This window comes from Janthinobacterium sp. BHSEK (assembly GCF_056174685.1).
In genome coordinates this window covers 1-2,568 of record NZ_JBWBYV010000156.1, presented here as the reverse complement: position 1 = coordinate 2,568, position 2,568 = coordinate 1, and the positions used below count along the sequence as shown (strand labels likewise).

Below are 2,568 nucleotides of genomic sequence, written 5' to 3'. Positions count from 1 at the left end.
CAGGGCGTGAGCAGGATCAATTTTCATGTTGTAAGCGTAGCTTGACCGCGTAGCAAGAACAACCACCAAGAAGAAGGAAATGTTGTGAAAATTAAAAAATCGTACCTTGCCATGATCAGGGCATTTCCCGGCGGTTGGGATGCCATCGCCGCCGCGCTGGGCATGAGCCGCAACGGCCTGGAGAACCGCGTCTATGAACGCAAGGGGCAGGGCGTTGCTGTCGACACGGCCCTGCAGCTGCAGGCATTCTCTGGCACCACGCTGTTTGCCGAGGCGGTGGCCGCATCGAGCGGCGGCGCATTCGTCAAATTGCCGGCGGATCTGTCCGACGGCAATGAGGTGCTGGCCAAGAAGTTCCGCGACATTTACGTCCGCCTGGGCACCTTCGCCGCCCACTTCGAAGAGGCGACTGCAGACGAGGTGATCGATGCGCGTGAGCGTGCCTACCTCGATGCCGATATGGACGGCCTGCAGCGCGCACTGTCCGAACTGATGGCGCTGACCATCCGCGTGTACTGTGAGGCTGATGGTGGCCAGGCCGGTGCGGCATGAGCATCTACCGTGTTCCACGCGCCGGCACGCGCCCCGATATCGCCGTACGAAAACTGCTCCAGCTGGGCGGCCGCGCCGATTTGAATGACTGGATGCACGCGATCGGCTGGAGCGGTACCATCACCTCGTTCGAGCGCGACATCGTCAACTCGCTGACGCGCTGCCACGTGGTGCGCATCGAGGCGGGCCAGTACGCGGTGACGCAGCGCGGCCGCGATTACGCTGCGCCGGCTGTCGGCGCCGTGACGTCGACGGCCGGGCAGGTTGCCGGGGGCCGCTATGAGCAAGAAAAGCGACCGCTGTCGGTCGCCAACATGGCGCGCCCGTCGATGGCCAGGCCTGGCTCATTTGACTATGCATCGATTCCCTCCCGCATGGGCGACCAGCGCGTGCCGCATGGCCTGGCTATGCCTGGGGTGACGGGAGTCGCCTTCAGTGAGTGATGTAGCCCAAGTAATTGCTCAAATGGCGGAGTACGATATGCCGCCGCTTCCCACCAATCACCCCGTATTAGATGGCAAGTTTCACCGTTTTGGCCCGAAGAAAAAAGGCTGGTACATCCTGCGCAAGCTGGTGCTCAAGACTGGCCGCAGTGTCGTAACCGGCGCCTTCGGCTTCCATCAGGGCGACAACCGTAATACCGTGCCTGTCACCGTCAACGCCGAGGCGCTGACGGACGACGAGCGCGCGGAATATACGACCAAACTGCGCGAGACCGAGCAGCGCGAGGCTGATAAAAAGCAGCGCGAAGCGCAGCTGGCCGCCAACCGTGCGCGCGATCAGTGGATGAAGGCCGCAGGCAACGCCGTGCAACATCCTTACCTGGACCGCAAGCAGGTTACTGGCGAGGGTGTGCGCGTCGATCGCGCCGGATCATTGCTGATCCCGCTGCAGCGTGCCGGCCAGCTGGTTGGTCTGCAGAAGATCGACCAAGCGGGCGAGAAGCGCTACAACGCCGGCATGGACAAGCCAGGCGCGTACCACATGCTTGGCCGGCCGCTTGATGCGCCTGTGATCGCGGTTGGCGAGGGTTACGCCACGTGTGCGAGTGCGCGTGCGGCCGCAGCGCTGGCCGGCGTCGACCTGCCTGTGGCCGTGGCTTTTGACGCCGGCTCTCTGGCGTCCGTGGCTACCGCTTTGCGCGAGGCGTTCCCGCAGGCGCATTTGCTTTTTCTTGTGGACGATGATGACCAGGTGGTCGAGCGTTTCATCGAGCGCTTGCGCGAGGACTACCAGGTACTGGCCGCCGTGCCGATCGACGGCGCTTCGCATGTAGTGCTGGCCGATGACGGCGTAGACGTCGACGTGACCGCCTGGTGGCGCACAGACGCGGCCGGCGTGCCGTATATCGAGGCGGACGTGCGCACTGGCCGCCGGCAACAGCGCTACACGTTCAAGAACGCCGGCGTGGCCAGCTGCTCGGCGCTGTGCCGCAAGATGCAGCGCACGTCGATGGTCATGCCGGCGTTTGCCGACAGGGCAGGGCGCAAGCTGAGCGATTTCAATGACCTGCAGATTGAGGAGGGGCTTGAGGCGGTAGCGGCGCTGATCGGGGTTGCCATCCTTGCTGCGCAGCAGCCTAAATCTGCCGTTCCTGTTCCTCCCGCCGCGCCAGCGGCCAATTCAATGGTTCCGCCTGCAGCTGCTCCGGTAGCCGGCGGCGTCTCCCCCGTTCCCCCTGCTGCGCAGCAGCCAGATTCTGGTTTTCCCGACGCCGGCGTGATCGCGCCAGTGCTTGATCTCGGGGTGTTGTTCCTGGAAGGCGTGACGGACGAATCCCCCCCTCCCCCTGGTGCGGAGCAGCCAGCCCGCAGGAGCGCTGTCGACGCAGAGGCGGACGATAGCGAGGCGCGTCTGGCCGCCACGTTGGAAGCGGGGTACGCCGACGGATCGCTGCCTGAGCCTCCTGACGAGGGCGGCTCCGCTTCCGCGCCGGGGGCGGGGGGTGACGGCAAGCAGGCGAAGGACAAACCGAAAAAAGTGTACGGTGCTGACCACTGGAATCAGGTCGAGTAC

3 protein-coding genes are annotated in these 2,568 nt (G+C 64.4%); all 3 read left to right on the top strand.

The genetic code is table 11. The features are described from left to right. Positions 1-84 precede the first annotated feature (84 nt). The gene (locus tag AC0V2Y_RS27820) at positions 85-552 is read left to right on the top strand and encodes a YmfL family putative regulatory protein (protein ID WP_475417565.1); all 468 of its coding nucleotides are present in this window, start codon (positions 85-87) and stop codon (positions 550-552) included. Next, positions 549-995 carry a hypothetical protein gene (locus AC0V2Y_RS27815; protein WP_475417564.1) on the top strand — a complete coding sequence of 149 codons (447 nt, stop codon included), beginning with the start codon at positions 549-551 and terminating at the stop codon, positions 993-995. The genes AC0V2Y_RS27820 and AC0V2Y_RS27815 overlap by 4 nt, the downstream gene beginning before the upstream one ends. A 37-nt stretch (positions 996-1,032) precedes the next feature. Continuing rightward, positions 1,033-2,568, top strand: a 1,536-nt coding sequence (locus tag AC0V2Y_RS27810; RefSeq protein WP_475418431.1) for a primase/helicase family protein, incomplete at its 3' end; no start/stop codon positions are given.

What these genes read in the sequence shown, in the direction of transcription:
- AC0V2Y_RS27815 (WP_475417564.1), top strand. Translation starts at nt 549, where the DNA reads ATGAGCATCTACCGTGTTCCACGCGCCGGCACGCGCCCCGATATCGCC.